The organism is Sphingomonas sp. NIBR02145 (assembly GCF_027359115.1).
In the GTDB taxonomy this organism is placed as follows: domain Bacteria; phylum Pseudomonadota; class Alphaproteobacteria; order Sphingomonadales; family Sphingomonadaceae; genus Sphingomonas; species Sphingomonas kyeonggiensis_A.
In genome coordinates this window covers 3,937,137-3,963,279 of sequence record NZ_CP114791.1, presented here as the reverse complement: position 1 = coordinate 3,963,279, position 26,143 = coordinate 3,937,137, and the positions used below count along the sequence as shown (strand labels likewise).

The following is a 26,143-nucleotide window of genomic DNA, read 5'->3' as shown; positions in this document are numbered from 1 at the left end:
GCCGCCTGATCCGGCGCCACCAGCAGACGCAAAAAGGGGGAGCCTCACGGCTCCCCCTTTTCGTTTGTCCAGAAGACGCGGCGCTTACTTCACGCCGTGCATCCAGTATTTCAGCGGCCAGCTCAGCAGCAGGAGCAGCACGCCGAGGATGATCGCGGCGATCGAGATCGTCGTGAACACCTTTACATAGACATCGAGGCTGACCTTGAGATTGGTCACCTGACCACCGACCGTGTCGACGCTGGCGAACTGCGCGATCACGCCGGCGACATACTGCGCCACCGAGATCGACAGGAACCACACGCCCATCATCAGGCCGACGATGCGCGCGATCGATAGCTTGGTGATCATCGACAGGCCCACCGGCGAGATGCAGAGCTCGGCCGCAGAGTGGATGAAGTAGAGGCCGGCCAGCCACCAGATGCTCACCTTGAAGCCGGCATCGGCATAGGCCGCGCCCCAGACGAGCAGCAGGAAGCCAGCCGCCACGCCGATCAGCGCGATGCCGAACTTGACCGGGATCGACGGCTCGAGCCCGCGCTTGGCCAGCGCCCCCCACATGATCGACATGAACGGCGCGAGCAGCACGATGAAGGCGGCGTTGAAGAACTGGGTCTGGCCGGCGGTGATCGTGAACAGGCCGAAGACCGAGAGATCGGTGTTGCGATCCGCGAACAAGGTGAGCGACGAGCCCGCCTGCTCGAACAGCGTCCAGAACACGACATTGAAGACGATCAGCACCATCGCGGCGAGCATCATCTGGAACTCGGTCCTGCTGCCGGCGACGAACGACCAGATCAGGATCGCCGGCACGCCGAGCAGGAACGAGCCGAACAGCAGCTTGCCCATCAACGGCAGCGAGGCGACATAGCCGAGGAAGCCCGAGCCCTCGGCCGGCGCGGCCGAATGCATCAGGTTGACGTAGAGCAGGTAGAAGAGCGGCACGACGCACAGCGCCGCCGCATAGATGATCCACTGCTGCGAATTGACCTTGGGCCTGGCCGGAGGCTCGCCATAGCCGTTGAGCTTGCCGCCGTTGAACTGGATCAGCGCCCAGGAGATCATCATGCCGATCGCGGCGAGGCCGAAGCCCCAGCTCCAGCCATAGGCGACGGCCAGCCAGGGGCAGAGGATCTGAGAGAAGAGCGAGCCGGTGTTGATGCCCATGTAGAAGATGGTGAAGCCGCTGTCGCGGCGCCGGTCGCCCTGCTCGTAGAGCTCGCCGACCATGGTGGAGATGTTGGGCTTGAAGAAGCCGTTGCCCACCGAGACCATCGACAGCGCGATGAGCAGCACCATCACATAGAGCGGGCTGCGGTCCGCGTTCGACTCGAACTTGCCCTTCTCGACCTTGCGCTCGACGGCGCCGGCATTGAGCAGGTCGACGCTGCCGTCGTCATTGCCCTTGATCTCAAGCTTCTTGCTGCCATCGACGACATAGCGGACTTCCTTGTCCGCCTGCTTCTCGATCGACACTTCGTAGCGCTGGCCGTCGATCGTCGCATAGGGCGTCGCCGTCGGGCCGCCGAAGCAGAGGATGGCATAGCCGAGTGACATGATGATCGCGCCGAACTTCACGGCGCGCTTCGAGCCGAGATACTGGTCCGCCAGATAGCCGCCGACCAGCGGGGTGAGGTAGACCAGCGCGGTGAACCCGCCATAGATGCCCGTCGCCTCGCGGTCGCCGAACATGAAATGCTGCGTCAGGTAGAGCGTGAGCAGCGCGCGCATGCCGTAATAGCCGAAGCGTTCCCACATCTCGGTGGTGAACAGGCGCGCCAGCTGGCGGGGATGCCCGAACCACGTCGCTTCCCTTGCGGGATTGACGTGGGTGATGTCCGGCTCTGCCGGACTATCGGCGGTTGGAGTGTCTACCATGCGGTGTAATGCCCTTTGAAATCGGTTCCGGGTCTGGAGCCCGGCGCATGGGCGGCCAAACTAGACGGAATGAAGCCGCTGTAAAGCATGCGCGATTCTGCGCAGCATGGCGCCCCGACCCGCCATCCGGCGAAAGCCGGGGATCGCTTCCGATCGGTCGCCAGCTTGGCGACGCGACCCTCGCACCCTAGATGCCCGGCATGACCTTCAACGACACCACTTCCCCGCTCGCACTGCTCCGCACCCGCCGCTCCGGCAAGCCGCGTGACCTGGGCGCACCCGGCCCCAGCCCCGAGCAGCTCGACGAAATGATCGCGATCGCCGCGCGCACCCCCGACCATGGCAAGCTCTTCCCCTGGCGTTTCGTCGTGGTGCCGGACGAGGCCCGCGCCGCGCTCGGCGAGAAGCTTGCGGCGATACTGCGCAGCGAGAAGGAGGGCTGCACCGAGCGTGACGAGGAAGCGGCGATCCAGTTCGCCACCCAGGCGCCGGCGCTGGTGGTGGTGCTTTCCGCGCCGGTGCTGCCGCACAAGATCCCCGTGTGGGAGCAGGAGCTCTCTGCCGGCGCCGCCTGCATGAACCTGCTCCATGCCGCGCACGCCATGGGATTTGCCGGCGGCTGGCTTACCGGTTGGGCCGCCTATTCGGACGCGGTGCGCGATCTGTTCGGCGGCGAAGGCCAGAAGATCGCCGGATTCGTCTTCATCGGAACCCCGGAGCGGCCGCTGGAGGAGCGCCCCCGCCCCGAATTGTCCGAAATCGCACATAGGTGGAATCCCGGGTATGGACCTGCCGCCTAATTGGTGTATTATAGCACCATGACAGCGCTAGAGCACGAGGACAGCCCGGTCTACCTCAAGCTGCGCGCCAGCATCGCCGCGGCGATCCTGCGTGGGCAATACCGGGCAGGGGATCAGCTTCCGTCGGTGCGCGCGCTTGCCGCCGAACATGGCGCCAATCCGCTGACGGTGGCCAAGGCCTATCAGAGCTTCCAGGACGATGGTTATGTCGAGGTCCGTCGCGGCGTCGGCATGTTCGTGCTGCCGGGCGCGGTGGAGAAGCTGCGTATCGCCGAGCGCGAGCGCTTCCTTACCGGCTACTGGCCGCGCGTGAAGGAGCATATCGCCCTGCTCGGCCTCGACGTGCACGAACTGCTCGACCGCGAAACCGCCTGAACCCGGCAATGACGCGCTGGCCCGGCGCGGCGGCGCTGCTGTTTCTCGCCGCGCTTTCCTGGCTGTGCCTCGGCGCGCATGAGCTGATCCACCATGCGACCGGCCGCATCATCTGCGGCGCCTGGGGCGGCATGACGCTTTCAACCTTCGTCCTGCCCGACAACTGCCCGGCCTCCGCCGCATGGATCGCCGCGCTGGCCGGTCCGGCGCTGAGCTGGGCGCTGATCTATGCCGGCGTCGCGCTGCGTGGGCCGATCGGCCTGCTCCTGATCTTCGCCAATCTGCCGCTTGCGCGGGTCGTCACCGTGGCGACCGGCGGCGGCGACGAGCGGATCATCGGCCGGGCGCTGTTCGGCGAGATGCTGGGCTATCTGGCGATGCTGGCGTTCACGCTCGTGCTGGCCGCGCCTCCGCTGATCCATGCCTGGCGCCATCTGCCACAGCGCCACCGCATCCTGGGCTTCGTCGCCCTGCTGGTACTGCCGTTGCTGTGGGACCTTTTCTTCAAGCGCATGCTGATCGGCGCAATGCTGCCCGCCGAACCGGCATGGAGCGGCGTGCCGGTGGCGATCTTCGCCAGCCACGCGATCGCGCTCCTGCTGCTTGCGCTGAGCTGGCACAACACCCGAGTGGAGTAACCCATGCTGATCATCACCGGCACCTTCCGCCTGCCCCCGGCCAATCTCGATGCCGCCCGCCCGGTAATGGCGGCGATGGTGGAGGGCAGCCGCGCCGAAGCGGGGTGCATCCATTACAGCTATGGCGAGGATGTGCTCGATCCCGGGCTGATCCATGTGACCGAGCAATGGGCGGACCGCACCACGCTGGAGGCGCATTGGGCGAGCCCGCATATCCAGGCTTGGCGCGCCGCCTGGCCGGAACTCGGCATCGGCGAACGCGACCTGACTTTGTTCGAGACGGACGCCGGCGCGCCCTGCTAGGCTCCGCTTCCATGGCGAAGGCCGACCAGATCCCCATCCGCTTCCGGATCGTCATCGAGCAGCCGGTCGCCGGCGTGCGGCACAGCCTGCAGGCGAAGGACGACATGCCGCTCGATCCGAAGACGTCGTTGGCGGGCGAAGCGCTGCATTTCGACTTCCCCGTGCGCTTCGAGCCCGGGCCCAAATTCTTCGGCGACCAGGTGCGTCGTGAAGGACCGGAACGGCGCTTCGTCTATATCCGCATCGGCCAGGCGGCTGGCGACCATGGCTCGCCCTGGTCGCGCCGGATGAAGATCGACATCCATGATATCGAACGGGCGCTGCTGGAGCAGGCGGCGCACGGCGGCGTCCTCGAGATCACCGTCAACGGCACCGGCAAGGACGGCACCCCGGCCTGCGCCACCGTGCGCGCGAGCGGGCGGCGCGTCGTTCCGGCCTAGGCCCAGCTTCCTAGCATCTCCGCCACGGCGCGCAACACCTTCGGCTTCATCTGGACGAAGAGATGGCTGCTGCGCACCTCGATCGCGCGGCAGGCAGCACCCTCGCCTTCGCGGCAGATCAGCCCGTTCACGAACCCGTCGCTGCGGCTCCAGATCGCGGCGGAGGGCATGGGCAGCGGCCGCGCAGCTTCCCTGAGCCGCCCGACGACGACGGGATCGGTGATCTTCTCGCCGGTGAACAGCTGGAAGGGGCGCCAGACATTGGTGGCGCTGGGCAGGCCGGCAAAAGGCGAACTGATCGTCAGCACCGCGCGCACCAGCTCGGGATGCCGATGCGCGACGATGCGGCTCATCACCCCGCCCAGCGACACGCCGACCAAGGTGACCTTTTCGCCGGTCTCGCGCTGGATCTCCTCGACCCGCGCGATCAGCCGCTCGCATTCGGGGCCGACGGTGCGCACGCCGAAATTGCGGCCGAGCTTCCAGGGATAGGGGCGGTAGCCGAGCCGGCGCAGCATGGCGCGCAGCACGAAGTTCGAGCGATCGGTGTTGCAGAGACCGGGCGAGACCAGCACCGGGCGGCCATCGCCCCGAGGAAGTCCGGCGAGGCGGAAACCCACGAGCTCGGCGATGTTGAGCGCGGCGCGCGCCGGCTCGATCGCAAGCGTGAGCCTGGGCGGCGGATCGGCGGCGGTCCTCGGTATCATAGCCACAGCATCACCCCCCAGGGCAGCGGCGTCCAGACCCCCATGCGCACTCCTGCCTTGCGCAGGCCCCGCCCGGTCCACTCGTTGCAGGTGTTGATAGCGCTATAGCCGCCCTTTGCGCTGTAGAAGGCGTCGCGCCCGCCATAACCGCGCACCACCGGCCCGGCCGCGAAGGTGCCGCGGACATATTCCACCAGCCGGCGATATTCCTCCTTGCTCAGCACCAGCGCGCGGACCGGCCCGCCGACGCGCGGCTCGGGGATATGCGCGACATGGAGCACGGTCGATCCGACCCCAGCCAGCGCCTTGGCGGTGCGCCACAGGTTGAGGTCGCTCCACCGGGCGGTGTGCAGATAGAAATCGCGATTGCCCCAGCCGAACGCCATGTACGGCTCGGCGCCGTAGCGCGGATCGGCGAGATGCTCGGGCCTGGCGACATCGCGGAAGGCGGCGGCGGGCAGGATCAGATCGGTATGCGCGCCATTGTCGGCGACATAGATTCGCACGCCCGCGGCCACCGGCTCGCGCCCGCCATTCACTGCCAGTCCGGCACCAAGTCCGGCGGCCGAGAGATAGAGCACGACCACCAGCACCAGCGCTCCCGCCAGCCGCAGCAATATCCGCAACACCGCCCTCCCCATTTCACGTCCGCCCCGCACCATGCTATGTCAGATCCATGGCGCAAGACACGCATGTACTCGACCGTCCGCCCGAAGGCGCGTCGGCAGACTGGACGATCCCGCAGAACTGGCAGGCCTATACGGCCGAGGAACACGCTACCTGGGACAAGCTCTATGAGCGCCAGGCGAAGCTGCTGCCCGGCCGCGCGAGCCAGGCCTATCTCAACGGCCTGGACGCGCTGCGCCTGTCCGAATCGGGCATCCCGAATTTCGAAGAGCTGTCCGAGCGGCTGATGAAGCTGACCGGCTGGCAGGTGGTGGCGGTGCCGGGCCTGGTACCCGACAATGTGTTTTTCGATCATATGGCCAATCGCCGCTTCGTCGCCGGCAACTTCATCCGCCGGCCCGACCAGCTCGACTATATCCAGGAGCCGGACGTCTTCCACGACGTGTTCGGCCATGTGCCGATGCTCGCCGATCCGGTGTTCGCCGATTATCTCGAAGCCTATGGCCGCGGCGGCAACCGCGCGCTCGAGCTGGGCGCGTTGAAGCAGCTCGGCCGGCTCTACTGGTACACGGTGGAGTTCGGGCTGATCCGCGAGGATGACGATCTGCGCATCTACGGCGCCGGCATCGTCTCATCCTCGGCCGAAAGCGTCTTCTCGCTGGAGAGCGCCAGCCCCAACCGCATCGGCTTCGACATGAAGCGGGTGATGCAGACCGACTATCGGATCGACGACTTCCAGCAGAATTATTTCGTTATCCCCAGCTTCGGCGAGCTGTTGCGCCAGACGGTCGAGACCGATTTCGCGCCGCTCTATGACGAGATCATCGGCAAGCCGGACATTCCGATCGCGGAGATCCTGCCGGGGGACGATGTCATCACCCGCGGCACGCAGGAATATGCGAAGGGCAAGGCTGCCTGATGGTCGGTTTCCTCAGGAAGCTGTTCGGCGGCGGCAAGCCGGCGCCGGAAGCGGAGGCGCTGCCCGAGCCGGACCTGACCCTTGCCCGGGCCGAGGAGGAGCTGAAGCTCAAGACCGAGTTCGCGATGGCGACTTGGGGCCTGGGCGAGGGCGGCACCTGGGAAGCCGATCTCGATGCCGGCACGATCAGCTTCACCAACGACAAGGGCTGGGAGATCACCGCGCCGGTGCAGGTGATCGGCACGTTCAACACGCTCGACGGCAGCTGGCTATGGGGCTGGGATCACCCGTCGGTACCCGAGTCGGCCTCGCATGACGCGCGGCGCGTGCTGGAATTCGGCGAGCAATATGGGCTGGCGGCGCTGACCACGCGCAAGATTCAGACCGACGAGACCGATGCCTGGACCTTCACCGCGCTGGCCTGCCACCTGGCCGGCGCGCAGGGCGGCTATCGCGGGCCGGCGGGCAGCACGCACGTGTTCATGACCTATGGCACCGTCTCGATCCGCAAGCCGGACGGGACAGACTCCAACTAACTGCTCCCCGGCGAACGCCGGGGAACCAGAAGGAATGCAGGTAGGCTAGCGTACTACCAGCTGCCGAAGCCCGGCGCCTCGCCCTTGCCGCGGCTGAGGCGGGTCACGCGCTCGGTGCCGTAGCGCACACGCTTGGTGAGCGTCAGCGTCGGCCAGTCGCCGCGATCGGTGCGGTTGACCAAGCGAAGCCCCTGGCGGCGATAGGCCTGGGCCACGGTCTCGGCCTGGGTCCCCAGCAGCCCCGCCAGGATCAGCGTGCCGCCCTCGGCCAGCACCGCACCCAGGCTCGGCGCCAGCTCGACCAGCGGGCCAGCGAGGATATTGGCGATGACGAGATCATAGGGTGCCCGGCCGAGCAGCAGCGGATGCTCGACGCCGGCGGCGGCTGCGAGCGCCAGTGCGCCCTGCCCGCCGCCGAGCGGCACGCGGTTGATATCGGCGTTCTCGGCCGTGACCTCGACTGCGCGCGGATCGATGTCCGAGGCGGTGGCATAGGCGCGCGGCCAGAGATGCAATGCGGCGAAGGCGAGCAGCCCGGTGCCGGTGCCGACGTCGAGGATGTTCTCGAAGCGCTTGCCCTCGGCCTTGAGCCGGTCGAGCGCGATCAGGCAGCCCGAGGTGGTCTCGTGGGTACCCGTGCCGAAGGCGAGGCCGGCATCGATGCGAAACGCCTTGGCCCCGGCCGGCACCTTGCCCTTGTTGGTGGCGGTGTGGACATAGAAGCGGCCGGCCTGGACCGGCTCGATCCCTGCCTGGCTGAGCGTTACCCAATCGGCGTCACGGATCTTCTCGGCGACAGCCTTCACGCCTCTGGAGCTGGGCGCCAGCGACTGCACCGCGGCAAGCGCGGCGCTGTTCGGCTTGGAGTCGAAATAAGCCTCGAGCTGCCACGCAAGCGGATCGTCCGCGATCACTTCGCTGGTGAGCAGCACCGGCGACGGCTCGATCTGGAACACCGCCTCGTCATCGGCGTCGATCGCCTCGGCCTCGGCGCGGGTGCAGGGCAGGATGAGCTTCCAGCTCGACATCAATCAATCTCCACAGGGCGCGCGACGACCACCTTGAGGGCGGGAATCTCGATCGCGCGATATTGCAACTTGCGGCCCTGGCGCATCAGCAATGCGACGCGCGTCGGGCTCTGCATCCAGATCTTGTCCACCCCATCCAGGCCGGTGAGCAGGAAGGCCTGGCGCCCGGTGGCGAGATCGCCGACCAGCACATCCTCCTTGCCGGCCTGCGCGCGGACGCGGAACAGATAGTAAGCGAAGGGCGGCTCGGGCTTCTTCTGCGCCGCGTCGCCGCCGGAGGCCCCGGCAAGATATTGGCGCTCGAGGATCCGCCGGCTGTTGTCGGGCAGAATCTTCCGGCTCGCGCCGCTGGCCTTGTCGAGCAGGATAACGTTGCGATCGTCCGCGGGTTCGCCAGCCGAATAGCTCCCGCCACCCCGTCCGATCGAACGCTCGGTCGCGATCACGATCTCGGTGAGATTGATGCCGCGCAGCGGCGTGACTTCCGAGACCGCGAACACTTCGTTGGCGGCCTTGGCCTCCACCTGCGCCGGCGCTTCCCGGTGGCGGGGGCCATCGTAGAACATCGCCACGGCCATCACGATCGCCAGCAGCCCGACGATCGCGCCGATCATCGCCAGCGCACCGATCACCAGCGCCCCCATCTGGCCGCCGAACGACGGACGCCACGGCTTGGGGGCTTCGACCGGCGGGCTATCGGACATAGCTGGCTCCGTTGATGTCGAGCACCGCCCCGGTCATCGAAGGCGGCGCGGAAAGCGCGCAGAAGCGGGCGAGCACCGCCACTTCATCGGTATCCGCGACCCGGCCGAGCGGGATGTCGGCGAGCAGCTTCTCGCCGCCGCGGCTGGCGAGATACTCGTCGGCCATGCCGGTCATCGTGAAGCCCGGGCAGATCGCGAAGGCGAGGATGCCCTGGCGCGCATAGCCGCGCGCGATGCTCTTGGTCATGCCGACCATGCCCGCCTTGGAGGCGGCATAGTGCCAGTGCGCCGGGCTGTCGCCGCGATAGGCCGCCCGGCTCGCCATGTTGACGATGCGGCCGGGGCGTCCTCCCGCCTGCCAGTGGCAGATGGCGAGACGGCAAAGCTCGGCGGAGGCGGTGAGGTTCACCCGCATCGTCCGCTCCCAGTTCGCCACCCAGTCGTCGTGATCGATGTCGAGCGGGTTGCTCTCGAACACGCCGGCATTGTTGATGACCACGTCGATCCGGCCGTCCAGCGCATCAAGCGCCTTCGCCCAAAGTGCCTGGGGTGCGGCGGGATCGGCGAAGTCGGCGGGCATGCCGCTTCGCGTGCCCTGGCCGATCAGGCGGACATTATCGTTCTTGAAGCTCTCGGCGATCGCGGCACCGATGCCGCGGCTCGCGCCGGTGAGGAGGATATGGGTGGCCATGCGCCTGCGTAGCGCTTCGCCCGGTCCCCGTCATCCCCGCGGAGGCGGAGGTCCAGAGTAGCAAGTGCTGTCCTGCTTGCCCCTGGATCCCTGCCTTCACGGGAATGACGAAGTTCTAGGCCGCTACGCTGCTGGAGAAGCTCTCCGCGGCGGTGCGCAGCTTGTGGAGGCGGTCGTCGACTTCGGCGACGTCCTTCTGGAGCGTGTCGATCTCGTGGGTAACCGACTTGGTGTCCTCGCGGATCGCGCCGATCGTGGCGGACATCGAGTCGGCGGCAAGCGCGGTCTCGTCCACTGCCGCGGTGATCGCAGTAACGGTCTGCGCCTGGATTTCCATCGCGCCGCGGATGCGGTTGGCACTTGCCTGGACTTCGCTGACCGTCGAGCGGATCGAGGCATTGGTCTCGACCGTGCTCTTGGTCGCCGACTGGATCGCCGCGATCTTGGCGGCGATGTCGTCGGTGGCGCGGGCGGTCTGGTTGGCCAGGCTCTTCACTTCCTGCGCGACCACCGCGAAGCCGCGGCCGGCATCACCGGCACGGGCCGCCTCGATCGTCGCGTTGAGCGCGAGCAGGTTGGTCTGGCCGGCAATGTCGCGGATCAGGCCAAGGATCGATTCGATCGACTTGGCGTGGTCGCTGAGCGCTTCGCTCATGCCCACCGCATCGGTCGCCTGGCTCGAAGCCCGCGTGGCGATACCCGCCGCCGCCTCGACTTCCATGCGCGCGTCCTCGATCGCGCGGATCAGGCCCGCGGCGGTCTGTGCCGCCTCGCGCATCGCCACCGCCGACTGCTCGGCCGCAGCGGCGACTTCCGACGCCTTGCCCAGCATCCCGCGCGCCGAGCCCGAGGCGCCCTGCGCCTGCACCCGGATGCGATTGGCGAGGCCGGTGGCCCCTTCGATCGACTCGGCGATGCTCGCCTTGAACTTCTGCGAACGGTCGCGGCGCGCCTGATCGGCATAGGCCGCGTCGCGCGCACCGAGATGGCCGGCCATCAGGTCGGCCTCGGCCATCGCCATGCGCTGGACGACGTCGCAGAGACGCCCCAGCTTCTCGGCATCGCCAGGCAGCGCCTCGCGCAGCGCGCGCATCGTCGCGCTATGGGCATAGGAGAAGGCAGCCACCACCGCCGGCAGCGGAATGCCCGCGGCATAGGTCTGGGTGGCATAGGCGCACACCATCTCGACCCATTCCTCGCTGAACGGCTTCTCGAACTTCACCGTGCCGTAGCGCGTGCCGTTGGCGACCTGCGCTTCGTAGAGCGCGGGATCGTCGAACACGTCGCGCATTGCCTGGCTCGCCGGCATCGCCTTGAAATGGACCCAGAAGCCCTCGGCGATCTCGCGCTGGCGATGGCCGATCAGCGTGACGATCTCGCGGCAGCCCGCTTCGATCGCACCATCCCAGTCATATTCGCGGCGATGGTCCTCCACCGTCCGCATGCCGCCGCTCCAGCGGCCGGGTTCGCGTGCAACTACCATCATGTCCTCCCCCTCAGGCCGCGACCTTGGCGATGAAATCGCTGGCGCTGCCCTTCAGGCTGCCGAGTTGCCCCTCGAGCGCGGCAAAGCCCTGGCCGACCCGGTCGATCTCGCTCGCCACGGCTTCGGTATCCTCGCGGATCGCGCCGATCGTGGCGGACATCGAGTCGGCGGCTAGCGCCGTCTCGTCGACCGCCGCGGTGATCGCGGTCACGGTCTGCGCCTGGACTTCCATCGCGACACGGATGCGGTTGGCGCTTTCCTGCACCTCGGTCACCGTCGAGCGGATCGAGGCATTGGTCTCCACCGTGCTCTTGGTCGCCGACTGGATCGCCGCGATCTTGGCGGCGATGTCGTCGGTGGCGCGGGCGGTCTGGTTGGCCAGGCTCTTCACTTCCTGCGCGACCACCGCGAAGCCGCGGCCGGCGTCGCCGGCACGAGCCGCCTCGATCGTCGCGTTGAGCGCGAGCAGGTTGGTCTGGCCGGCAATGTCGCGGATCAGGCCGAGGATCGATTCAATCGACTTGGCGTGGTCGCTGAGCGCTTCGCTCATGCCCACCGCATCGGTCGCCTGGCTCGAAGCGCGCGTGGCGATACCCGCTGCTGCTTCCACTTCCATGCGTGCGTCCTCGATCGCACGGATCAGGCCCGCGGCGGTCTGCGCCGCCTCGCGCATCGCCACCGCCGACTGCTCGGCCGCAGCGGCGACTTCCGACGCCTTGCCCAGCATCCCGCGCGCCGAAGCGGAGGTGTGGCTGGCCTGGACGCGGAGCTGCTCGCCTTCGCGCGAGGCGCGCTGGACGGTGCCGCCGATCGAGTCGCGGAAATCCTCGGCGAGCCGGTCGCGCGCCGCCTGGGCGCTGTGTTCGCGGTACATGTTGTAGATCTCGACCGTGATGTCGCCTTCCAGCGCCGACAGCCGCATCAGCGTGTCGATCAGCCCGGCGAGTCGCGCATTCTCGGCGCCGACACGGCGGATCAGGATCTCGAGCGCCGCCCGGTCGCTCGCGCTGATCATCGAAAGCAGCGCCATCGGCGGCACATTGGCGGCATAGGCAGCGGCAACCGAACGCTCGATCGACTCGATCCAGGCACGGCCTTCGGGATCGAGGAAACGGTTCTTGAGGAAGACCACGCCGACATCGATCATCTTCTGCGTATCGTCGGGCGCCCAGTTGCGCTCATCGGCGAAGCAGCGCAGCCACTGATGCCAATAGGCTTCGGAAACCGCGCGGATCTCGGGCTCCAGCGCTTCCCAGGCGGCCCGGCCGGAAGCGGCGAGCGATCCTTCGATATCGAAGATGCGCAGGCGCGCGCGCACATCGATGCGGGCGGCTACGGTGCCCGGCATGGGCAGGTCTTCGGACGAAACGGCGTTGGTCACGGAACAGTCCCCTGTGCGGCCGCGGGACGATCGGCCACTTGCTCCGCGATATGCGGGCGAACTGGTTAAGACCGGGTTAGTCAAGGCCCGATGTTGCGCATGCCAGCTTGCATCCGGCGACATGCGGACTAAGGAGACGGGCACCGACCGAGGAAGGACTTCAATCTTGGCCAATGTGCGCAACACCGCGCGACCCCTGTCGCCGCATATGTCGATCTGGAAATGGGGCCCATCGATGGCGGCCTCGATCACGCACCGCGTCACCGGCAGCGGGCTGGCGACCGTGGGGACGATCCTGTTCGTCTGGTGGCTTGTCGCGCTGGCTTCCGGCCCGGCGGCCTATGCCTGCTTCCTCGACGTGTTCACGGTGAAGTCCGGCGCGCTCAACATCGTCGGCTATGTCTTCGGAATCGGCCTTACCTACTCCTTCTTCCAGCACCTGAGCACCGGCGTGCGCCACTTCTTCCTGGACCAGGGCGCCAATTTCGAGCTCAAGGCCAACAAGACGACCGCGCTGCTGACCTATGTCGCCGCGATCCTCCTCACCATCGCCTTCTGGGGCTTCATCATCTGGGGTAAGACCAATGGGTAACGGCACCAGCATCGGCAAGGTCCGCGGCCTCGGCTCCGCCAAGGAAGGCGCGCATCACTGGTGGCACCAGCGGCTGACCGGCGGCGCCAACCTGATCCTCACTCTGTGGTTCGTGCTCAGCGTCGCGCTGCTGCCGGCTTATGATTTCGAGACGGTCCGCCACTGGCTGGCTCAGACCCAGGTCGCGGTGCCGCTGATCCTGCTCGTCATCGCCACCTTCTATCACTTCCGCCTCGGCCTGCAGGTGGTGATCGAAGACTATATCCATGACGAAGTGCACATCGTGCTGATGGTGCTGCTGAACTTCTTCACGCTGACGACCGGCACGCTCGCCATCTTCTCGATTCTCAAGATCGCCTTCACGGCAGGAGCTGCGCTCTGATGTCCGCCTACAAGATCATCGACCACACCTATGATGCCGTCGTCGTCGGCGCCGGCGGTTCGGGCCTGCGCGCCACCATGGGCTGCGCCGAGGCCGGGTTGAAGACCGCCTGCATCACCAAGGTGTTCCCCACCCGCTCGCACACCGTCGCCGCCCAGGGCGGCATCGCGGCGAGCCTCGGCAACAACACGCCCGATCACTGGTCGTGGCACATGTTCGACACCGTCAAGGGCTCCGACTGGCTCGGCGACCAGGACGCGATCGAGTACATGGTCCGCGAGGCTCCGGCTGCGGTCTATGAGCTCGAGCATGCCGGCGTGCCGTTCAGCCGCAACGACAATGGCACGATCTACCAGCGCCCGTTCGGCGGCCACATGCAGAACATGGGCGAAGGCCCGCCCGTGCAGCGCACCTGCGCCGCGGCGGACCGTACCGGCCACGCCATGCTCCACGCGCTCTACCAGCAGAGCCTGAAGTATGACGCCGACTTCTACGTCGAATATTTCGCGCTCGACCTGATCATGGAAGATGGCGCCTGCCGCGGCGTGATCGCCTTGTGCATGGAAGACGGCTCGATCCACCGCTTCCGTTCGCATGCCGTGGTGCTCGCCACCGGCGGCGGCGGCCGCGTCTACCAGTCGGCGACCTCGGCGCACACCTGCACCGGCGACGGCAACGGCATGGCGCTGCGCGCGGGCATCGCGCTGCAGGACATGGAGTTCGTCCAGTTCCACCCGACCGGCATCTACGGCGCCGGCGTCCTCATCACCGAGGGCGCACGCGGTGAAGGCGGCTACCTGACCAACTCCGAGGGCGAGCGCTTCATGGAGCGCTATGCCCCGTCGGCCAAGGACCTTGCCAGCCGCGACGTCGTCGCGCGCTCGATGGCGATGGAAATCCGCGAGGGCCGCGGCGTCGGCAAGGAGAAGGATCACATCTTCCTTCACCTCAACCATATCGATCCGAAGATCCTGCACGAGCGCCTGCCGGGCATCACCGAGACCGGCAAGATCTTCGCCGGCGTCGACCTGACCCGCCAGCCGCTGCCGGTGGTGCCGACCGTCCACTATAATATGGGCGGCATCCCCACGAACTATCACGGCGAAGTCGTCCGCAATAAGGACGGCGATCCGGACTCGGTCGTCCCCGGCCTGTTCGCGGTCGGCGAAGCGGCCTGCGTGTCGGTCCACGGCGCCAACCGCCTCGGCTCCAACTCGCTGATCGACCTCGTCGTGTTCGGTCGCGCCACCGGTCTCCGCCTCAAGGAGCTGCTCAAGCCCGGCATGAAGCACAACGAGCTTCCCAAGGGTTCGGAGGAGTTCGCGCTCGGCCGCCTCGATCACTTCCGCAACGCCAAGGGCGAAAAGCCCACCGCGCAGATCCGCGCCGACATGCAGAAGACGATGCAGCGCCACTGCGCCGTGTTCCGCGACAGCGCGCTGCTGGCGGAAGGCGTCGAGCACATGAAGGAAGTCTATAAGGGCTTCCAGGATGTGGGCATCCAGGACCGCTCGCTGATCTGGAACACCGACCTGGTCGAGACGCTTGAGCTCGACAACCTGATCGGCCAGGCCGTCGTCACCATCGAGTGCGCCGCCAACCGCAAGGAAAGCCGCGGCGCGCACATGCACGAGGACTTCCCCGAGCGCGACGACAAGAACTGGATGAAGCACACCGTCGCCACCTTCGAGGGCTGGGGCGGCAAGGGCGGCGCGACGACCATCGATTACCGCCCGGTCCACGACTACACGCTCACCGACGAGATCGAGTACATCAAGCCGAAGAAGCGGGTGTACTGATCCCTCGACAGCGGTTTCCGAAAGGGCCCGTTCGCCAGGCGCGAGCGGGCCCTTTTCTTGTCGTCTGCACAATAGCTCCTTTTGAACGGCGATCATGCACCGCCAGACTGGCTGCGACGCAATGGAGCGCGCCGATGCAGTCGTCCCCTTCGACATCGCCGGTGCCGCTCTCGGGCGCTTGACACCGCCCCGCCCCCCACGAAAGTGAACCGACAAGGGGGCACCAATGAGCGCATTCGAATTCATCTTCAGTTTCTTCGGGCTGCTGCTCGGCCTCGCGCTTGCCGAGGGGCTTGGCGGGCTCTCCCGCGCGCTCAAGGCCAGCCACAAGGTGCGGATCGGCTGGGCGACCATCCTGCTCGGGGTCTTCGTCTCCTGCGACGTCGTGTCCTTCTGGATGTATGGCTGGGCGTTGCGCGATCTGCTGCCGCTCAACTGGCCGGTGCTGTTCTGCGGTTTCCTGGTGACCGCGGTCTATTATGTCGCCGCCTCGCTGATCTTCCCCGACGATCCCGAGGAATGGGGCGATCTCGACCTTTATTTCGACCGGCACCGCGGCAAGGTGCTGTCCGCCGTGCTGCTCTGCAATATCGCGCTGATTGCGACGACGATCGGTTTGGCCGGCACAAAGGGCATGTTCACCTTCCGGCTCTTCGTCCTCACCTGGTCCTTCTTCCCGGTGATCCTGCTCGCGATCGCGGCGCGGGACCGGCGGATCGTCATCGCCTGCCTGGCCTGGCTGATCGCGGTCTATCCGCTCACCGCCATCTGGCATTGAGGCACGGCGCTCCCCAGATGGCTTGACACCGCTCTCGCACCCGCGAGAGTGGTCGTTAACTAAATCGGGGGTTCTCGCCTGCCCATGCGTATCGCGTTCGCCATGCTTGCGGCGGTTGCCGCGCTCGCCGTCACGCCCGCCGCCGCCCAGTACAAGGCGCCCGAGCACAAGGCGGACTGGCCGGGGATGGTCTCCGGGCCCGACGGCATCGAAGGGCTCGATCCCGGCCCCGAGCTCCAGCGCGGGCGCTCGGCCAGGGCGATGCTCGCCGATACCCGCAAGCTCAACGTCGCGCTCAACGCGCTCCAGCCGCAGCGCAAGACGCTGGTCGACGCCTATGTCGTCTCGGTCGCGCTCGACAGCGATCCGGTGTTCGGGCGCGAGGCGCGCGAGGCCGGCAAGGTGCTTTCGCGCCGCTTCGATGCCGCCGGCCGGACGATCGTGCTGGGCGGCACCGCCGGCGCCATGCCGAGCGAGCTGCCGAACGGGTCGCTCACCAGCCTCACCCTCGCCCTCGCCCGCATCGCCGAGGTGATGGACAAGGAGCAGGACGTCCTCGTCCTCTACACCACGAGCCACGGCGCCAAGGTTGGCATCGCTTATCATGACGGCGACGAGGGCTATGGCATCCTCAGCCCCCGGCGGCTCGAATCCCTCCTCGACGAACTCGGTATCAAGAACCGGCTGCTGATCCTCTCGGCCTGCTATTCGGGCATCTTCGTCAGCCCGCTCTCCAGCCCCACCACCGCGCTGTTCACCGCTGCGTCGTCCGACCGGACCTCGTTCGGCTGCCAGGCGGACAATGACTGGACCTTCTTCGGCGATGCGATGATCAACCATGCGCTGCGCAAGGGCCAGCCGCTCGAAAAGGCATCGGACGAGGCGCGCATGCTGATCAACGACTGGGAAAGCATGGCGCGCGTCATGCCGTCCAACCCGCAAGTGACGATCGGCGCGGACGTCGCGACCTGGCTCGCCCCGCTCGAGGCGCGCATGCCGCAAACGGATACCCCACCCGTCGGCCGCCCGGCGACCGACATGCTCAAACGCGGCGGATAGCATGGCAGCCGAGGAAACCCTTCTGGAGCGGTTGATCCCGGGCGATCTGGAACACCAGATCCCCGCGGCGATCCAGAAGGCGCTTCCCGGCGGCTTCCGCAATCGCGTGCTCCAGGTCGGGCTCGGCCTGCTGATCACCTTCGGCTTCGCCTTCCTGGTCCGTCGCTGGGTCGAGCGGCGCGAAGCTCGGCGCCGGGTAATCGCACCCCGGCCCGCGGCCCCCACGCTTCCGCCCGCGCCACTGGAACCCGATCCGATCGCGGAAGTTACCGCGGCGATGACCGACGCGATCGACTCCCCCGCCACCCCGCAGGACGACGGCCAGGCCGCGCGCTACCCGCTGCTCGCCCGTCCGCACGTCGCCCTGTCCGGCCCGGTCGACCAGGCGATGTATGCCAGCTTCCGCGAACAGCTCGCCGCCGCCCCGCGCGAAGGCAGCCTCGTCGTCTCGCTTTCCACGCTCGGCGGCGATCCCGAAGTCGCCCGGCTGATGGGCGACGAGATCCGCCTGCTGCGCGACTATTCTGGCCGCGAGACGCTCTTCCTCGGCAAGGTCGCCGTCTACTCCGCCGGCGCGACCTTCATGGCCGCCTTCCCCGCCGACAAGCGCTTCCTCACCCGCGGCACCCGGTTGATGATCCATGAGCGCCAGATCCAGTCGACGCTCGATCTGTCCGGACCGCTGCGCATGCAGGTCGCCAGCCTCAAGGCCAAGCTGCACGAGATCGAGGAATCGGTGCGGATCGAGGAAGAGGGTTTCCGCGCCATCATTGCCGGCTCAAGCGTGCGTTTCGAATCCCTCGCCGAGCGCGCGCCGGCCAACTGGTATATCGAGGCGGAAGAGGCCCGTTCGCTCGGTCTGGTGCTTGATATCATCTGAGAGGTTGAGCCCGGCGGTTCGATTGGCTATCGCGCGGCCAAGCATAAGGAACCCCTCGATGGCCGAATTCCGCCTTCCCAAGAACAGCCGCATCTCCACCAAGGGCAAGGAGCACAAGGCGGACCCGGGCGCGAAGAACGTCAAGAAGTTCAAGATCTACCGCTACGATCCGGATTCGGGCGAGAATCCGCGCTACGACACGTTCGAGATCGACCTCGACGAATGCGGCCCGATGGTCCTCGACGCGCTCATCAAGATCAAGTCGGAGCAGGACAGCTCGCTGACCTTCCGCCGCTCGTGCCGCGAAGGCATTTGCGGCTCGTGCTCGATGAACATGGACGGGCGCAACGGCCTCGCCTGCACCACCGCGATCGAGGACATCAAGGGCGACATCCGCATCACCCCGCTGCCGCACATGGACGTGATCAAGGATCTCGTCCCTGACTTCACCCACTTCTATGCGCAGTACGCCTCGATCAAGCCGTGGCTGCAGACCGTGTCGACCACGCCCTCGGGCAAGGAGCGCCTCCAGTCGCCGGCCGACCGCGAGAAGCTCGACGGCCTGTACGAGTGCATCCTGTGCGCCTGCTGCTCGACCTCGTGCCCGAGCTACTGGTGGAACAGCGACAAGTTTCTCGGTCCGGCGATCCTGCTCCAGGCCTATCGCTGGCTGGCCGACTCGCGCGACGAGATGACCGGCGAGCGCCTCGACAATCTCGAGGATCCGTTCCGCCTCTATCGCTGCCACACGATCATGAACTGCTCGAACGTCTGCCCGAAGGGCCTGAGCCCGGGCAAGGCGATCGCCGAGATCAAGAAGATGGAAGCCGAGCGCACGCTCTGATCCTGTGAACCAGCCCGGCCCCGAGCATTTCTTCTACGAAGATGATCCGGACCTGCCGGGCTGGAAGCGCTGGCAGATTCTGGACCAGGGCCGGTTCAACAGCTTCATCGGCTCGCTTTCGGTGAAGGCGAGCGGTGAGCGCACTGCGCTGGTCCGCCACCGCTTCGAGCGCCAGCACTCCAATTTGCGCGACCATATCCATGGCGGCGCGCTGGCCGGCTTCATCGACATGGCGCTGTTCGCCGCCGCGCGCGGGCTGGGCGTACTTGCCGGCCCCGCCTCCACCGTCGACATGTCGATCCAGTTCATCGCCGGCGGTGCGATCGGCACCGATACCGAAGCCGAGATCGACCTGCTGCGCGAGACCGGCCGGATGCTCTTCCTGCGCGGCGTGGTCCGTCAGGGCGATGTGACCGTCGCCAGCTTCCTCGGCACCATCCGCAAGAGTTCGCCCCCGCCCAGATCATGACCAGCGTAATCGAGAAATACCGTGCCCTTGTTGCCGCGGGCGAGCTTCGCCCCGACCCCGAACAGGCCGCCGCCGCCGAACGGCTGAACAGCCTGGCCGGCGAACTGGAAGCGGTGCCGAAAAAGGGCAGCATCCTGTGGCGCGCACTCGGCCGCCTGCCCGAGCCGCCGCGCGGGCTCTACATCTGGGGCAGCGTCGGCCGCGGCAAGTCGATGCTGATGGACCTGTTCTACGAGACGGTGAACATCCGCCGGAAGCGCCGCGTCCATTTCCACGAGTTCATGCTCGAAGTGCATGAGCGGCTCAACGAAGAGCGCAAGAAGGACACGCGCGATCCCGTCGTCGCGGTCGCCGATGCGATGGTCGAGGACACCCGCCTGCTCGCCTTCGACGAGATGGTGGTCAACAACCCCGCCGACGCGATGATCCTCTCGCGCCTGTTCACCGAGATGATGGGCCACGGCCTCACCATGGTCGCCACCTCAAACCGGGCGCCGCGCGATCTCTATAAGGATGGGCTCAACCGCCAGCTGTTCATCCCCTTCATCGAGCTGATCGAGGCGAAGATGGACGTGCTGACGCTGAACGGCCCGACCGACTATCGGCTCGATCGCCTGGGGCGGATGGATACCTGGCTGGTGCCGAACGGACCAGAAGCGACCAGGCAGCTCTCCGAAGCGTTCTTCCGCCTCACCGATTATCCGGTCGAGGACCGCGCCCATGTCCCGACCTGCGAGCTGCCGGTGCAGGGCGGGCGCGAGCTGCACGTGCCGAAATGCCTGAAGGGCGTCGCCGTCTTCTCGTTCAAGCGACTGTGCGGCGAGGCGCGCGGCGCCGCCGACTATCTCGCCATCGCCCGGCGCTTCCACACGGTGATCTTGGTCGGCATCCCCAAGCTGGGGCCGGAGAACCGCAACGAGGCGGCGCGCTTCGTTACGCTGATCGACGCGCTCTACGAGCACAAGGTCAAGCTGCTCGCCGCCGCCGATGCCGAGCCGCAGGACCTGTACGAGACGGGCGACGGCCGCTTCGAGTTCGACCGCACCGTCAGCCGCCTGATGGAAATGCGCTCGGATACCTACCTGGCCGAGGGCCACGGCGAGCAATAGGGCGAGCATCCGTATGCAAGTCCCCCTCCCTTCCAGGGAGGGGCGCAGAAGCAACCAATCCCGATATATTGGTCTGGCCGAATGGCCTGACCCGCGATAGGCTCCCCGCAAAAGCAAAATAGGGAGAGACTATGCGCCTGATCGGGTTCGCGCTTGCGGCGTTACTGGCACCCATGAGCGCTTCGGCGCAGACCCTGGTCGCGGCCGACCTTCGCCCGGGCCAGAGCCTGGACGGCGCCTGGCACTGGTCGGTCGATCCCTATCGCGATGGCGTCGCGGGCTTCCATGGCGGTCCGCCTTCGGAAAGCACCGCGCGCTACCAGGACAAGATCCAGGCCGAGGAAGCCGAGAAGCGCCCGACCGCGCTGTTCGAGTTCGACATGCAGCGCTCGGCGATCACGCACCTGCCCGGCGGCTGGATCGGTCATGCCCCGGAGATGCGCTATTATCAGGGCCTGGTCTGGTACCAGCGGACTTTCGACTACACGCCGGTCACCCCGGGCAAGCGCGTCTATCTGCGCTTCGGCAGCGCTGATTACGCCGCCAGCGTGTTCCTCAACGGCAAGCCGGTCGGCAAGCATGTCGGCGCCTTCACCCCCTTCGCCTTCGACGTGACCGACAGGCTGCGCCCGGGCAGCAACCAGATCACCGTGGGCGTCGATTCCGCCCGCACCGACAGCGACGTGCCGCCGCCGGTCACCGACTGGGAGACCTATGGCGGCATCACCCGCTCGGTGCGCCTGGTCACCGTGCCCGAGACGTTCGTGGACGATGCGTTCGTACGGCTCGGCAAGGACGGCCGCATCGCAGTCTCGGCGCAACTGCTCGGGTCGCAGGCCGCGAACGCACCGATCCGCCTCGCCATCCCCGCGCTCGGCGCCACGCTCGAAGGGCGTACCGATGGCGAAGGGAGATGGAGCGCCAGCCTGCCGACGCCGCGCGGGCTGCAGCGCTGGTCTCCGGAGAATCCGAAGCTCTACGACGTCGAGATCGCCTCTGGCGCGGACCGCTTCGCCGATCGCGTCGGCTTCCGTACGATCGAAGTGCAGGGCGACCGGATCCTGCTCAACGGCAAGTCGATCTTCCTGCGCGGCATCTCGACGCACGAGGAGGAGCTCGGCAAGGATCCCGTCCGTGCGATGAGCCCCGCCGCCGCGCGGGCGCTGTTCTCCGAGATCAAGCAGGGTCTGCACGGCAATTTCGTGCGCCTGGCGCATTATCCGCATGACGAGGGCACCACCCGCCTCGCCGACGAGATGGGCCTGCTCGTATGGAGCGAAGTGCCGGTCTATTGGCGCGTCGCCTGGGGCAATGCCGATACGCTCGCCACCGCGCGCCGGATGATCGCCGAGAATATCCGCCGCGACCGCAACCGCGCTGCGATCGTGCTGTGGAGCGTCGCTAATGAAACGCCGGTATCGGACGCCCGCAACGCCTTCCTCCGCACGCTGATCGGGGATGTCCGCGCGCTCGACGACAGCCGGCTCGTCACCGCCGCGCTGCTCAGCGATCGCAAGGGCAAGGAGATGCGGATCAACGATCCGCTGGTCGGCGATCTCGATGTGATGGCGATCAACACCTACAATGGCTGGTATTCGGATGACCCGCTCGCCGCGATCCCGAGCTTCACCTGGGCCAGCCCGGTGACCAAGCCGCTGATCTTCTCCGAGTTTGGTGCCGATGCGCTCTATGGCTATCACGACGGCGCCGCGGCCCCGCACAAGTTCAGCGAGGAATATCAGGCCGAATATTATCGCCGCACCCTGGAGATGGCGGCCAAGGTGCCGTTCCTGCGCGGCCTCAGCCCCTGGATCCTCAAGGACTTCCGCTCCCCGCGCCGCCAGCACCCGGTCTATCAGCAGGGCTGGAACCGCAAGGGGCTGATCTCGGAGACCGGCCAGCGCAAGCAGGCGTTCGGCGTGCTCGCCGATGACTATGCCGCGCGAGAGAAGGCGGAGCGTTAGGCCGCCAGCGCCGCCGCCAGCTCCTGCCCCTTCCTCGTCAGCGCATAGAGCGGCAGCGGCGGGTAGCGGTCCTCGAGCCGGCGGCGGACCAGTTCCTCGTCGATCACTGCCTTGAGCGTCGTCGAGAGGGCGCGCGGGGTGACCGGGGCCAGCCGCGCCTGGAGTGCGCCGAAGCGGGTCCAGTCCGGCCCCAACCCGGCAACCAGCGGCAGCGACCAGCGCGGCAGGTCGCCCGCCCCCAGCCGCAGCCGCGCCCGCGCTTCCTCGATCCGCCCGCACAATGCCGCGACCGGGCGGCCGGCATCGCTCAGCACATATTCGGGGCGCAGCGGATGGCCATGGCCGGGGTTGGGCAGCACCCAGCCGCATTCCCTGAGATACGCCAGACAGCGCGACAGGCTGTTGTGCGGCAGGTCGAACGCGCGTGCCATCACCGCGAAGCGCGCGCCCTGCTCGCGGTGGAGCAGCGCCAGCACCGGGATCGCCCAGCGATTGGACTCCAGGGTGCGCAGCAGCTGCGCGGGATCAGGGGGAATTGACTCCATCACCAAATTCATATCGACTATATAAATGTAACCATAGAGTCGGAGAATCCTGATGGCAACCACGCTTGAAGCCCCTGCCCGCGCCGCGCTCGGCTATGATGGCGGCCTGACCTGCGCAATCAACGTCACCGATCTCGACGCCGGCATCGCCTGGTATCGCGACGTTCTGGGGATGAACCTGCTCTACCGCGTCGATGAGATCGCCTGGTGCGAGTTCGAAAGCCCGGTGGCGCGCGTCAATGTCGGCCTTGCCCAGCGCGAGAGCGTGATCCAGGGCGGCGGCGCGACGCTCACTTTCGGGGTTGTCGACATCGAAGCGGCACAGAAGGTGCTCGACTCCGCGGGCGTGCGGCAGGATGGACCGATCCAGGATATCCCGGGCATGGTCCGGCTGCTCACCTTCTACGATCCCGACGGCAATGCGCTGATGCTCTACCAGGATCTGATGCAGGGCGGCTGAGCCCGATCCGCGGGGCCGGGGAAGCGCCGCGCGCCCGCGAGCAAGGCGGCGCAACCCCTTATTGCAGTTGCGAATTAGTTGCAAAGATAATCGCGGCCCATCCTTTTTCATGGGTTGCGACTCTCCTATTATGGGCCTAAGCCGCCACCGCTTTCACCGGCACGCCGGTACGTGCGTGCTGGTGTCCGGTTGAACCAGACCCATAGGGAGTATCCATGGCCCGCAAGAAGATCGCGCTGATTGGCGCCGGCAACATCGGCGGTACGCTCGCGCACCTCGCAGCACTCAAGGGCCTGGGCGACATCGTCCTGTTCGACGTCGTCGAAGGCGTGCCCCAGGGCAAGGCGCTCGACCTGTCGCAGTGCGGCCCCGTCGAGGGCTTCGACGCCAAGATCATCGGCTCGAACGACTATGCCGACATCGCGGGCGCCGACGTGATCATCGTCACCGCCGGCGTCGCCCGCAAGCCGGGGATGAGCCGCGACGACCTGCTCGGCATCAACCTCAAGGTCATGAAGGCCGTCGGCGAGGGCATCGCCGCCCATGCGCCCGACGCGTTCGTGATCTGCATCACCAACCCGCTCGACGCGATGGTCTGGGCGCTGCGCGAATTCTCGGGCCTGCCGCACACCAAGGTGGTGGGCATGGCCGGCGTGCTCGACTCGGCGCGCTTCAGCCACTTCCTCGCCGAGGAATTCGGCGTGTCGGTCAAGGACGTGAACACCTTCGTGCTCGGCGGCCATGGCGACACCATGGTCCCGGTCCTCGAATATTCGACCGTGTCGGGCATCCCCGTCGCCGACCTGATCGAGATGGGCTTCTCGACCAAGGAAAAGATCGACGAGATCGTCAAGCGCACCCGCGGCGGCGGCGGCGAGATCGTCGCGCTGCTCAAGACCGGCTCGGCCTTCTATGCGCCCGCCACCTCGGCGATCGCGATGGCCGAGGCCTATCTCTACGACCAGAAGCGCATCCTGCCCGCAGCCGCGCACCTGACCGGCCAGTACGGCGTCGACAATCTCTACGTCGGCGTGCCGGTGCTATTCGGCAAGGACGGCGTCGAGAAGATCGTCGAGGTCAAGCTGTCGGACGAGGCCAAGGCCAATCTGACGGTCTCGGTCGACGCGGTGAAGGAACTGCTGGTCGCCTGCAAGGCGATCGACGGCTCGCTCGCCTGATCATGACTGCGCAGCGCTCCGGCCTGCTCGCGATCGCCGCGCTTGCCTGTGCAAGCGCGGCTTCGCTGTTGCCGGCGCCCGCAATGGCCCAGGAGGCCACGCCCACGGCGCCCGCCGAGCCGGTGCCGCTGTTCCAGGCCGCCTGCATCAGCGGCGCGGTGCGGCTGAGCAAGAGCGTCGCCGAACCGATGACCTTCGCCTCGCTGCCCGCCGCCGCGCAGCGCGCGCTCGGCGCCGGCACCGTCGCGACGCGCGCCGAGGCCGAGAAGCTGCCCGCGCCCACCGCGGCGCAGGTGCCCAACACCATCTACCGGATCTCCGGTGGCCAGCTCTATCTGCTGCCGCCCACCGCCCAGCCCAGCCACACTCCGATCGGCGATAGCTGCATCGTGCTGTGGTACGCGCTGTCCGACGAGGATTATCCCGCCGCACGCAAGCTCGTCCTGCCGAACGAGGACGCCGTGCCGCTCTCCGCACGCCCCACCGCCAGCGCGGTCGGTGCGTCGGTTGCCACTTCCGCTCGCGAGGACGTTCGCGTGACCGCCGCCGCCTATGGCGGTTGGGTCGTGCTGCGCTCCTCCTCCCTAACCGAATCCAAAGCGCCTGGAGCCCAGTGAACGCATGAGCATCCTGATCAACAAGAACACCAAGGTCATCACCCAGGGGATGACCGGTGAGACCGGCACCTTCCACACCCAGCAGGCGCTCGCCTATGGGACGCAGATGGTCGGCGGTGTGACCCCCGGCAAGGGCGGCACCGAGCATATCGGCCTGCCCGTGTTCGACACCGTCACCGAAGCCGTCACCAAGACCGGCGCCGACGCCTCGGTCATCTACGTGCCGCCGCCCTTCGCCGCCGACTCGATCCTCGAGGCGATCGACGCCGAAGTGCCGCTGATCGTCTGCATCACCGAGGGCATTCCGGTGCTCGACATGGTCAAGGTGAAGCGCGCCCTTTCGGGTTCGAAGTCGCGCCTGATCGGCCCGAACTGCCCCGGCCTGCTGACCCCGGGCGAGTGCAAGATCGGCATCATGCCGGGCTCGATCTTCTCGAAGGGCTCGGTGGGCGTCGTCTCGCGCTCGGGCACCCTCACCTATGAGGCGGTGTTCCAGACCACCAATGCCGGCCTCGGCCAGACCACCGCGGTGGGCATCGGCGGCGACCCCGTCAACGGCACCAACTTCATCGACGTGCTCGAGCTGTTCCTCGCGGACGACGAGACCAAGTCGATGATCATGATCGGCGAAATCGGCGGCTCGGCCGAAGAGGAAGCCGCGCAGTTCCTGATCGACGAGGCCAAGCGTGGCCGCAAGAAGCCGATGGCCGGCTTCATCGCGGGCCGCACGGCGCCTCCGGGCCGCCGCATGGGCCATGCCGGTGCGATCGTCTCGGGCGGCCAGGGCGGCGCCGAGGAAAAGATCGCGAAGATGGAAGAGGCGGGCATCCGCGTCGCGGCCAGCCCGTCGGAGCTCGGCTCCACGCTGGTCGAAGTGCTCAAGGGCTGAATTGTAACGTGCGCGCTCCTATCTCCTTCACGGAATGGGAGCGCTAACACAGACTGGAATTGACT

The 26,143-nt window shown here is 67.1% G+C and carries 30 protein-coding genes; 21 read left to right on the top strand and 9 right to left on the bottom strand.

Going from position 1 to position 26,143, the window contains the following annotated elements:
• Positions 1 to 84 precede the first annotated feature (84 nt).
• Positions 85 to 1,878 (bottom strand): peptide MFS transporter, encoded by a 1,794-nt coding sequence (locus O3305_RS18010; RefSeq protein WP_269573756.1) that lies wholly within the window; start codon positions 1,876 to 1,878, stop codon positions 85 to 87.
• Positions 1,879 to 2,078: 200 nt separating this feature from the next.
• Between O3305_RS18010 and O3305_RS18005 the strand changes: the two genes are divergently transcribed.
• From O3305_RS18005 to O3305_RS17985, 5 genes are read left to right on the top strand one after another with little or no spacing between them, the layout of a single operon-like run.
• Positions 2,079 to 2,678: a nitroreductase family protein gene (locus tag O3305_RS18005; protein WP_269573755.1), complete on the top strand. Its 600-nt coding sequence runs from the start codon at positions 2,079 to 2,081 to the stop codon at positions 2,676 to 2,678.
• Between the two features lie 18 nt (positions 2,679 to 2,696).
• Entirely contained in the window at positions 2,697 to 3,053 is a 357-nt protein-coding gene (locus tag O3305_RS18000; RefSeq protein ID WP_116840148.1) for a GntR family transcriptional regulator, read from the top strand.
• An 8-nt stretch (positions 3,054 to 3,061) separates the two neighbouring features.
• Positions 3,062 to 3,691: a hypothetical protein gene (locus O3305_RS17995; protein ID WP_269573754.1), complete on the top strand. Its 630-nt coding sequence runs from the start codon at positions 3,062 to 3,064 to the stop codon at positions 3,689 to 3,691.
• Positions 3,692 to 3,694: 3 nt separating this feature from the next.
• Positions 3,695 to 3,994 carry a putative quinol monooxygenase gene (locus tag O3305_RS17990; RefSeq protein WP_269573753.1) on the top strand — a complete coding sequence of 100 codons (300 nt, stop codon included), beginning with the start codon at positions 3,695 to 3,697 and terminating at the stop codon, positions 3,992 to 3,994.
• 11 nt (positions 3,995 to 4,005) lie between these two features.
• Positions 4,006 to 4,434: a DUF5990 family protein gene (locus O3305_RS17985; protein ID WP_269573752.1), complete on the top strand. Its 429-nt coding sequence runs from the start codon at positions 4,006 to 4,008 to the stop codon at positions 4,432 to 4,434.
• On the opposite strand, the gene O3305_RS17980 is transcribed toward O3305_RS17985, so the two are convergent.
• Positions 4,431 to 5,141: an esterase/lipase family protein gene (locus O3305_RS17980; protein WP_269576556.1), complete on the bottom strand. Its 711-nt coding sequence runs from the start codon at positions 5,139 to 5,141 to the stop codon at positions 4,431 to 4,433. The genes O3305_RS17985 and O3305_RS17980 overlap by 4 nt on opposite strands.
• A complete protein-coding gene (locus O3305_RS17975; protein WP_269573751.1) occupies positions 5,138 to 5,767 on the bottom strand; it encodes a TIGR02117 family protein in 630 nt (209 codons plus the stop codon). Before O3305_RS17975 ends, O3305_RS17980 begins: the two co-directional genes overlap by 4 nt.
• A 50-nt stretch (positions 5,768 to 5,817) precedes the next feature.
• Here O3305_RS17975 and phhA point away from each other — a divergent pair, with 50 nt between their 5' ends.
• Together phhA and O3305_RS17965 are read left to right on the top strand one after the other, a co-directional pair.
• On the top strand, positions 5,818 to 6,687 hold the full coding sequence (phhA, locus tag O3305_RS17970) for a phenylalanine 4-monooxygenase (protein WP_269573750.1): 870 nt from the start codon (positions 5,818 to 5,820) through the stop codon (positions 6,685 to 6,687).
• Positions 6,687 to 7,223 (top strand): DUF6882 domain-containing protein, encoded by a 537-nt coding sequence (locus O3305_RS17965; RefSeq protein WP_269573749.1) that lies wholly within the window; start codon positions 6,687 to 6,689, stop codon positions 7,221 to 7,223. Before phhA ends, O3305_RS17965 begins: the two co-directional genes overlap by 1 nt.
• Positions 7,224 to 7,276: 53 nt before the next feature.
• Here O3305_RS17965 and O3305_RS17960 read toward each other — a convergent pair whose 3' ends face one another.
• The 5 genes from O3305_RS17960 to O3305_RS17940 form a co-directional block, all read right to left on the bottom strand.
• Positions 7,277 to 8,251, bottom strand: a complete 975-nt coding sequence (locus O3305_RS17960; protein ID WP_269573748.1) for a 50S ribosomal protein L11 methyltransferase — start codon at positions 8,249 to 8,251, stop codon at positions 7,277 to 7,279.
• Complete coding sequence (locus tag O3305_RS17955; protein ID WP_269573747.1) at positions 8,251 to 8,955, bottom strand: hypothetical protein; 705 nt, start codon at positions 8,953 to 8,955, stop codon at positions 8,251 to 8,253. Before O3305_RS17955 ends, O3305_RS17960 begins: the two co-directional genes overlap by 1 nt.
• Positions 8,945 to 9,646 carry an SDR family NAD(P)-dependent oxidoreductase gene (locus O3305_RS17950; protein WP_269573746.1) on the bottom strand — a complete coding sequence of 234 codons (702 nt, stop codon included), beginning with the start codon at positions 9,644 to 9,646 and terminating at the stop codon, positions 8,945 to 8,947. The genes O3305_RS17955 and O3305_RS17950 overlap by 11 nt, the downstream gene beginning before the upstream one ends.
• A 115-nt stretch (positions 9,647 to 9,761) precedes the next feature.
• Positions 9,762 to 11,132 (bottom strand): methyl-accepting chemotaxis protein, encoded by a 1,371-nt coding sequence (locus O3305_RS17945; protein ID WP_269573745.1) that lies wholly within the window; start codon positions 11,130 to 11,132, stop codon positions 9,762 to 9,764.
• 10 nt (positions 11,133 to 11,142) lie between these two features.
• Positions 11,143 to 12,486 carry a methyl-accepting chemotaxis protein gene (locus O3305_RS17940; protein WP_260395968.1) on the bottom strand — a complete coding sequence of 448 codons (1,344 nt, stop codon included), beginning with the start codon at positions 12,484 to 12,486 and terminating at the stop codon, positions 11,143 to 11,145.
• A 235-nt stretch (positions 12,487 to 12,721) separates the two neighbouring features.
• Between O3305_RS17940 and sdhC the strand changes: the two genes are divergently transcribed.
• The 10 genes from sdhC to O3305_RS17890 all read left to right on the top strand — a co-directional run bounded on the left by sdhC (position 12,722) and on the right by O3305_RS17890 (position 22,389).
• The gene (sdhC, locus tag O3305_RS17935) at positions 12,722 to 13,105 is read left to right on the top strand and encodes a succinate dehydrogenase, cytochrome b556 subunit (protein ID WP_446745940.1); all 384 of its coding nucleotides are present in this window, start codon (positions 12,722 to 12,724) and stop codon (positions 13,103 to 13,105) included.
• Positions 13,098 to 13,487: a succinate dehydrogenase, hydrophobic membrane anchor protein gene (gene sdhD / locus O3305_RS17930; protein WP_269573743.1), complete on the top strand. Its 390-nt coding sequence runs from the start codon at positions 13,098 to 13,100 to the stop codon at positions 13,485 to 13,487. Before sdhC ends, sdhD begins: the two co-directional genes overlap by 8 nt.
• On the top strand, positions 13,484 to 15,286 hold the full coding sequence (sdhA, locus tag O3305_RS17925; RefSeq protein ID WP_269576555.1) for a succinate dehydrogenase flavoprotein subunit: 1,803 nt from the start codon (positions 13,484 to 13,486) through the stop codon (positions 15,284 to 15,286). The genes sdhD and sdhA overlap by 4 nt, the downstream gene beginning before the upstream one ends.
• A 226-nt stretch (positions 15,287 to 15,512) precedes the next feature.
• A complete protein-coding gene (locus tag O3305_RS17920) occupies positions 15,513 to 16,064 on the top strand; it encodes a hypothetical protein (RefSeq protein WP_269573742.1) in 552 nt (183 codons plus the stop codon).
• Positions 16,065 to 16,148: 84 nt separating this feature from the next.
• Positions 16,149 to 17,123, top strand: a complete 975-nt coding sequence (locus O3305_RS17915) for a C13 family peptidase (protein WP_269573741.1) — start codon at positions 16,149 to 16,151, stop codon at positions 17,121 to 17,123.
• Between the two features lie 277 nt (positions 17,124 to 17,400).
• Positions 17,401 to 18,003 (top strand): ATP-dependent Clp protease proteolytic subunit, encoded by a 603-nt coding sequence (locus tag O3305_RS17910; protein WP_269576554.1) that lies wholly within the window; start codon positions 17,401 to 17,403, stop codon positions 18,001 to 18,003.
• Between the two features lie 58 nt (positions 18,004 to 18,061).
• On the top strand, positions 18,062 to 18,847 hold the full coding sequence (locus O3305_RS17905; RefSeq protein WP_184161923.1) for a succinate dehydrogenase iron-sulfur subunit: 786 nt from the start codon (positions 18,062 to 18,064) through the stop codon (positions 18,845 to 18,847).
• Between the two features lie 4 nt (positions 18,848 to 18,851).
• Positions 18,852 to 19,316 (top strand): PaaI family thioesterase, encoded by a 465-nt coding sequence (locus tag O3305_RS17900; RefSeq protein ID WP_269573740.1) that lies wholly within the window; start codon positions 18,852 to 18,854, stop codon positions 19,314 to 19,316.
• Positions 19,313 to 20,425 (top strand): cell division protein ZapE, encoded by a 1,113-nt coding sequence (gene zapE / locus O3305_RS17895; RefSeq protein WP_269573739.1) that lies wholly within the window; start codon positions 19,313 to 19,315, stop codon positions 20,423 to 20,425. Before O3305_RS17900 ends, zapE begins: the two co-directional genes overlap by 4 nt.
• Positions 20,426 to 20,556: 131 nt before the next feature.
• Positions 20,557 to 22,389, top strand: a complete 1,833-nt coding sequence (locus O3305_RS17890) for a glycoside hydrolase family 2 protein (protein WP_269573738.1) — start codon at positions 20,557 to 20,559, stop codon at positions 22,387 to 22,389.
• Here O3305_RS17890 and O3305_RS17885 read toward each other — a convergent pair.
• A complete protein-coding gene (locus O3305_RS17885; protein ID WP_269573737.1) occupies positions 22,386 to 22,934 on the bottom strand; it encodes a winged helix-turn-helix transcriptional regulator in 549 nt (182 codons plus the stop codon). The genes O3305_RS17890 and O3305_RS17885 overlap by 4 nt on opposite strands.
• Before the next feature lie 52 nt (positions 22,935 to 22,986).
• On the opposite strand from O3305_RS17885, the gene O3305_RS17880 reads away from it, so the two are divergent.
• From O3305_RS17880 to sucD, 4 genes are all read left to right on the top strand, one after another.
• Positions 22,987 to 23,394: a VOC family protein gene (locus O3305_RS17880; protein WP_269573736.1), complete on the top strand. Its 408-nt coding sequence runs from the start codon at positions 22,987 to 22,989 to the stop codon at positions 23,392 to 23,394.
• A 215-nt stretch (positions 23,395 to 23,609) separates the two neighbouring features.
• On the top strand, positions 23,610 to 24,572 hold the full coding sequence (gene mdh, locus O3305_RS17875) for a malate dehydrogenase (protein ID WP_184161941.1): 963 nt from the start codon (positions 23,610 to 23,612) through the stop codon (positions 24,570 to 24,572).
• Positions 24,573 to 24,574: 2 nt separating this feature from the next.
• On the top strand, positions 24,575 to 25,189 hold the full coding sequence (locus O3305_RS17870; RefSeq protein ID WP_269573735.1) for a hypothetical protein: 615 nt from the start codon (positions 24,575 to 24,577) through the stop codon (positions 25,187 to 25,189).
• 4 nt (positions 25,190 to 25,193) lie between these two features.
• Positions 25,194 to 26,078, top strand: coding sequence for a succinate--CoA ligase subunit alpha (sucD, locus tag O3305_RS17865; RefSeq protein WP_269573734.1), 885 nt, complete (start codon positions 25,194 to 25,196; stop codon positions 26,076 to 26,078).
• The last annotated feature ends 65 nt before the right edge of the window (positions 26,079 to 26,143 follow it).

Coding starts and splice junctions, on each gene's coding strand:
- O3305_RS17980 (WP_269576556.1), bottom strand. CDS start 5,141: ATGATACCGAGGACCGCCGCCGATCCGCCGCCCAGGCTCACGCTTGCG.
- O3305_RS17985 (WP_269573752.1), top strand. CDS start 4,006: ATGGCGAAGGCCGACCAGATCCCCATCCGCTTCCGGATCGTCATCGAG.
- O3305_RS17920 (WP_269573742.1), top strand. CDS start 15,513: ATGAGCGCATTCGAATTCATCTTCAGTTTCTTCGGGCTGCTGCTCGGC.
- O3305_RS17945 (WP_269573745.1), bottom strand. CDS start 11,132: ATGATGGTAGTTGCACGCGAACCCGGCCGCTGGAGCGGCGGCATGCGG.
- O3305_RS17905 (WP_184161923.1), top strand. CDS start 18,062: ATGGCCGAATTCCGCCTTCCCAAGAACAGCCGCATCTCCACCAAGGGC.
- phhA (WP_269573750.1), top strand. CDS start 5,818: ATGGCGCAAGACACGCATGTACTCGACCGTCCGCCCGAAGGCGCGTCG.
- O3305_RS17960 (WP_269573748.1), bottom strand. CDS start 8,251: ATGTCGAGCTGGAAGCTCATCCTGCCCTGCACCCGCGCCGAGGCCGAG.
- O3305_RS17870 (WP_269573735.1), top strand. CDS start 24,575: ATGACTGCGCAGCGCTCCGGCCTGCTCGCGATCGCCGCGCTTGCCTGT.
- O3305_RS18010 (WP_269573756.1), bottom strand. CDS start 1,878: ATGGTAGACACTCCAACCGCCGATAGTCCGGCAGAGCCGGACATCACC.
- O3305_RS17965 (WP_269573749.1), top strand. CDS start 6,687: ATGGTCGGTTTCCTCAGGAAGCTGTTCGGCGGCGGCAAGCCGGCGCCG.
- mdh (WP_184161941.1), top strand. CDS start 23,610: ATGGCCCGCAAGAAGATCGCGCTGATTGGCGCCGGCAACATCGGCGGT.
- sdhD (WP_269573743.1), top strand. CDS start 13,098: ATGGGTAACGGCACCAGCATCGGCAAGGTCCGCGGCCTCGGCTCCGCC.
- sucD (WP_269573734.1), top strand. CDS start 25,194: ATGAGCATCCTGATCAACAAGAACACCAAGGTCATCACCCAGGGGATG.
- zapE (WP_269573739.1), top strand. CDS start 19,313: ATGACCAGCGTAATCGAGAAATACCGTGCCCTTGTTGCCGCGGGCGAG.
- O3305_RS18000 (WP_116840148.1), top strand. CDS start 2,697: ATGACAGCGCTAGAGCACGAGGACAGCCCGGTCTACCTCAAGCTGCGC.
- O3305_RS17995 (WP_269573754.1), top strand. CDS start 3,062: ATGACGCGCTGGCCCGGCGCGGCGGCGCTGCTGTTTCTCGCCGCGCTT.
- O3305_RS17950 (WP_269573746.1), bottom strand. CDS start 9,646: ATGGCCACCCATATCCTCCTCACCGGCGCGAGCCGCGGCATCGGTGCC.
- O3305_RS17915 (WP_269573741.1), top strand. CDS start 16,149: ATGCGTATCGCGTTCGCCATGCTTGCGGCGGTTGCCGCGCTCGCCGTC.
- O3305_RS17910 (WP_269576554.1), top strand. CDS start 17,401: ATGACCGACGCGATCGACTCCCCCGCCACCCCGCAGGACGACGGCCAG.
- O3305_RS17955 (WP_269573747.1), bottom strand. CDS start 8,955: ATGTCCGATAGCCCGCCGGTCGAAGCCCCCAAGCCGTGGCGTCCGTCG.
- O3305_RS18005 (WP_269573755.1), top strand. CDS start 2,079: ATGACCTTCAACGACACCACTTCCCCGCTCGCACTGCTCCGCACCCGC.
- O3305_RS17880 (WP_269573736.1), top strand. CDS start 22,987: ATGGCAACCACGCTTGAAGCCCCTGCCCGCGCCGCGCTCGGCTATGAT.
- O3305_RS17885 (WP_269573737.1), bottom strand. CDS start 22,934: ATGGAGTCAATTCCCCCTGATCCCGCGCAGCTGCTGCGCACCCTGGAG.
- O3305_RS17890 (WP_269573738.1), top strand. CDS start 20,557: ATGCGCCTGATCGGGTTCGCGCTTGCGGCGTTACTGGCACCCATGAGC.
- O3305_RS17990 (WP_269573753.1), top strand. CDS start 3,695: ATGCTGATCATCACCGGCACCTTCCGCCTGCCCCCGGCCAATCTCGAT.
- sdhC (WP_446745940.1), top strand. CDS start 12,722: ATGTCGATCTGGAAATGGGGCCCATCGATGGCGGCCTCGATCACGCAC.